We start from the raw sequence: 4,137 nt of genomic DNA, 5'->3' as shown, positions 1-4,137 counted from the left end.
AGTAAACGACCAGGTCGCAGGCATCGGGCAGATGGTGGTGCCCGGCACCCCGCGCGACTCCCTGCACATCCTGGACGCGCTGCTGAACCTGGACGGCGGGGTGAAGCCGGAGATGGTGGCGACCGACAACGCTTCGTACTCCGGCATGGTGTTCGGCCTGTTCAAGATCCTCGGCTACAACTTCAGCCCCCGGTTCCGCGACCTGGACGACCAGCGGTTCTGGCGGGCGGAGATGCCCGGCGTCGCGACGGGCACGTACGGGCCGCTGGAGACCTTGGCCCGCAACCGGGTCAACCTGAACCGGGTGATCACGCACTGGCCGGACATGCTGCGCGTGGCCGGCTCCCTGGTCACCAACCAGGTCCGCGCCTACGACCTGCTGCGGATGTTCGGCCGCGACGGCCGCCCCACACCCCTGGGGCAGGCGTTCGCCGAGTACGGGCGGATCGCCAAGACCCTCCACCTGCTACGCGTGGTCGACCCGGTTGACGACACCTACCGCCGCCAGATGGGGCGTCAGCTCAGCGTGCAGGAGTCCCGCCACAAGCTCGCACGGGACATCTGCCACGGCAAGAAAGGCACCATCCACCAGGCATACCGGGACGGCACGGAGGACCAGCTCGGCTCGCTCGGCCTGGTCCTGAAAACCGTGGTGCTGTGGACGACGCGCTACATCGACGCCGCGGTGGCCCGGCTGCGTGAGCAGGGCCACGAGATCAGGGACGAGGACGTGGCCCGGCTGTCCCCGCTCAAGCACAAGAATCTCAACTTCCTGGGTCGCTACAGCTTCACCCCGTCCACCCTGGCGGGCGGGCTTCGGCCCCTGCGCGACCCGGAGGCGGTCGAACTCGACGAGGACGACGACGGTGGCGGCTAGGACTAGGGTGCGGATAGGTCAGGGGCTCGGGCGGGTGATCCAGTACAAAAGCAGCCGTCTCAGGGGCGGGGTGCCGTCTCCCTCCAGAGGGTCTGCAGGGCGGCGCCGGCCTGGTCGGCCAGGGTGACGGCGACCAGGCGGGCCTGGAGGGGCGGGGTGTGGCCGGGGGTCGGCCGGAGGAGGAACCGGCCGTGGAAGTGGCCGCCGGCGAAGACGCGCAGCTCGATGTCCTGGTCGGGCAGGCCGAGGCGGTCGACGTCCCACGTCTTGCGGCCGACGGTGACGGAGCCGTCGTTTTCGAGGCGGGGGGCGTGGCCGAGCAGGGTGCCGTACTGGAAGCGGCAGCCGCGCAGGTGGAGCAGGCCGACGAGTTGGGCGCGTACGCACTCCACCACCGCGTCGGGCGAGGTCGCCGTCTGGGCCAGGCGGGCCGCGTGGTGGAGCTGGGCGAGGTAGTCGGCGTCGGTGATGGTGACGACCTTCAGGCGTCGGGCGCGGGCCGCCAGCTGGGAGACGGCCAGCCCGACGGTGAGCAGCACGACCGCGGTGGTGAGGTCGGCGGGGCTGCTGATGGTGAGCCGCTGGTAGGGGACGGTGAAGAAGAAGTCGAACCAGACGGCCGCGGACAGGGCGGCCAGGACGCCGGCCAGGCGGTGGCCGAGGGCCGCCGCGGCGACGACGACCACGACCAGGATCAGCGCGACGACGGTGTTGGCCAGTGCGGCGCGGAAGGGCAGCAGCACCGCGCAGACCGCGAGCGGCGCCACGAGGGCGGCGATGATCGCGACGGGTCCCCTGACGAGGTAGTCGGGCATGGTGGGCACCTCCTGCTTGCGTCTTCCGGTGTAGCAGGGTCCACGTGACCCGGAACGACCTTTAACGCCTCTCTTGCGCTGGAATGAGGCGTTTTACGGAATCCTGACCCCGGGGGTGCGCAGGGCGACGTGAGGGCAGGTGAAGCCGTGAGTGGGCGTACTGGGGGCGTCGGCAGTCGTCGCCGTATCGGGCGGCTCGCCGGGAGGCGGCAGGAGCGGGACCGGCTGACCGTGCCGCAGGGGCTGGCGGCCCTGTCCCTGGACGCGCTGGCCTCCGTGGCCTACGGGCCGGAGGCGATCGTGGTGGTGCTGGCGGTGGCCGGCAGCCAGGGCCTGGGTTTCACCCTGCCGGTCACGCTGGCGATCGTCGTGCTGCTGGCGGCGCTGACGTTCTCCTACCGGCAGGTGATCGCCGCGTTCCCGAACGGGGGCGGTGCCTACGCGGTCGCCGGACGCCATCTGGGCCGACGGGTCAGTCTGGTCGCCGCCGCCTCACTGATCATCGACTACGTGCTGAACGTCGCCGTGTCGGTCTCGGCCGGCGTGGCCGCGCTCACCTCCGCCTTCCCCGCCCTGTACGGCGACCGGGTCCTGCTGTGCGTGATCGTCCTGGGGCTGATCACCGCGGTCAACCTCTACGGGGTCGCCGAGTCCGCCAAGGTGATGATCGCTCCCACGGCCGTGTTCATCGTGGCGATCGCCGCCGTGATCGTGGCCGGCCTGGTGCGCCCGACACCGGCCGTGCCGCCCACCCACCCGACGGCCTCCGCCGCCTCCGCGGTCGGAGCCCTGCTGCTGCTGCGCGCGTTCGCCTCGGGCTGCTCGGCCCTGACCGGCGTGGAGGCCATCGCCAACGCCGTCCCCACCTTCCGCACCCCGCGGGTCCGGCGGGCCCAGCGCACCGAGGTCGCGCTCGGCGCGCTGCTGGGGACCATGCTGATCGGGCTGTCGCTGCTCATCGGCAAGTTCCACGTCGCGCCGAACGCCACCAAGACCGTACTGGCGCAGCTGACCGAGGCGTCCCTGGGGCACAACGCCGGCTTCTACGTGGTGCAGTTCGCCACCATGGTGCTGCTCGCGCTCGCGGCCAACACCTCCTTCGGCGGCATGCCGGTCCTGACCTCCCTGCTGGCGCGCGACAACCACCTGCCGCACGTCTTCGGGCTGCGCGCCGACCGGCAGGTCTACCGCTACGGCGTCGTCGTGCTGGCCGTCGCCGCCCTGGTCCTGCTGGTCGTGGCCGAGGGCGACACCCAGAAACTGGTACCGGTCTTCGCCATCGGCGTGTTCATCGGCTTCACCCTCTCCCAGGCCGGCATGGTCCGGCACTGGCACCTCGACCAGGGGCCGGGCCGGCACCGGCGCGCGGCCGTCAACGCACTGGGCGCACTCCTGACCACCGCGGCACTGGTCGTCGAACTGGTCGCGAAGTTCCACGAGGGCGGCTGGCTGGTCTTCCTCACCGTCGCCGTCCTGGTCACCGTGTTCGAAGCCGTGCACCGCGCCTACCGGCGGATCGGCGCCGCCCTGCGCCTCGGCGAGATCCCCGCCCGTCCCGAGCCGCGCCACTCGGTCGTCGTCGTTCCCGTCGGCGCGGTCAACGTCCTCACCCGCGAGGCCCTCAGCGCCGCACTGTCCCTGGGCGACGACGTCCGCGCCGTCACCGTCGTCCACCCCGAGGACCGCGACGCCCCCTCCGCCGACGAGGTCCACGCCGCCTGGAACGCCTGGCAGCCCGGCGTCCCGCTCACCGTGCTGCACAGCCGCACCCGCTCCCTGACCCGGCCCGTCATCGACCACCTGCGCGCGCTCGCGGCCCAGGACCGCCACGACCGCATCGTGGTCCTCATCCCCGAGATGCGCCTGCCCAGGCCCTGGCAGCGACTGCTGCAGAACCAGCGCGGCGCCGTCCTGGACCGCGCCGTCCGCCGCCACACCGACGCCGTCATCTGCCGCCTGCGCTTCCCCATCCACCTCGACCACTGACGCGGAGGCCTCCCGCCGTGCGGGTGGATGCCGGCCAAGGACCGGGAGTGGTCCTCTCAGGTGCCCACTTCGCGACACCGTGCCCCGGCGGCCTCGACGAGCAGGCGTGCCAGGTCGGCGGGGAGGTCCAGATGCCGTTCCAGCCACGCGGCGTCCGCTCCGTGCGTGGCCAGGATCCACGCCGCGTACACGCGGTCCATGGACGGCGCGGCACGGTCCTTCGGACAGACCCTGAACGGCTTCGTCGGGGAAGCCGTTCAGGGTCTGGTCCGTGAACCATGACGTGTCGACCGGCGGACCGAAGTCCCGGCCCCGGGGCCGCCGCACCCGCCGGGCCCCTACTCGACCTGGCAAGGGCGACCGGTCGAGTGGCCGGCCGCCTCCTCGGAATCGCCTGCGCTGTCCTGGGAGCAGCTCAGGCCGCCCGCGAACAGCCTGAGAGAGGCACGGTACGGCGGG

General features: G+C 72.1%; 4 protein-coding genes. 2 read left to right on the top strand and 2 right to left on the bottom strand.

The window, feature by feature from the left end; all coding sequences use genetic code 11:
• Positions 1-877 (top strand): Tn3 family transposase (locus RH94_RS34720; protein ID WP_143204110.1); only part of this gene is annotated, 877 nt, incomplete at its 5' end.
• Positions 878-936: 59 nt separating this feature from the next.
• On the opposite strand, the gene RH94_RS34715 is transcribed toward RH94_RS34720, so the two are convergent.
• Entirely contained in the window at positions 937-1,692 is a 756-nt protein-coding gene (locus tag RH94_RS34715) for a DUF4118 domain-containing protein (protein WP_073952270.1), read from the bottom strand.
• 147 nt (positions 1,693-1,839) lie between these two features.
• Here RH94_RS34715 and RH94_RS34710 point away from each other — a divergent pair, with 147 nt between their 5' ends.
• Complete coding sequence (locus RH94_RS34710; RefSeq protein ID WP_407697400.1) at positions 1,840-3,678, top strand: APC family permease; 1,839 nt, start codon at positions 1,840-1,842, stop codon at positions 3,676-3,678.
• A 56-nt stretch (positions 3,679-3,734) separates the two neighbouring features.
• Here RH94_RS34710 and RH94_RS41000 read toward each other — a convergent pair whose 3' ends face one another.
• On the bottom strand, positions 3,735-3,878 hold the full coding sequence (locus RH94_RS41000; protein WP_158073118.1) for a hypothetical protein: 144 nt from the start codon (positions 3,876-3,878) through the stop codon (positions 3,735-3,737).
• Positions 3,879-4,137 lie beyond the last annotated feature (259 nt).

Origin of the sequence: Streptomyces kebangsaanensis (genome assembly GCF_001906585.1) — a bacterium.
Taxonomy (GTDB): domain Bacteria; phylum Actinomycetota; class Actinomycetes; order Streptomycetales; family Streptomycetaceae; genus Streptomyces; species Streptomyces kebangsaanensis.
Note: the sequence above shows the minus strand (reverse complement) of the source record. Positions and strands in the feature narration are given on the sequence as shown.